This window comes from Erwinia sp. PME.40.26/001, assembly GCF_055556675.1.
On sequence record NZ_JBVHNP010000248.1, the window covers coordinates 1 to 262 of the forward strand.

At 62.2% G+C, this 262-nt stretch carries 1 pseudogene; it reads left to right on the forward strand.

Annotated elements, in window-relative coordinates:
• Window positions 1–262: pseudogene (locus tag ACZ3HG_RS24050) on the forward strand (hypothetical protein); the annotation flags it as partial.

The following is a 262-nucleotide window of genomic DNA, read 5'->3' on the forward strand; positions in this document are numbered from 1 at the left end:
TCTATGCCCTTGGCATTTTGCTGTGGCAGCTGCTCACGGGGCGGTTTCCCTATCCCGGTGATAATCCAGCGGTCATCGCCGCCAAGCACCTCAGCGCGCCCTACCCTTCGCTCCGAAACATCACCGCTTCGGTGCCCATGCCGCTCGATGAGATCGTGCGGAAGTGCTTGGCCAAACGGCCAGAAGACCGATACGATCGGGTCGAAGGGCTGCTGGTTGACCTGCGAAACCTGCTCGACGCCCTCCGGTTCGGGCGACCCTT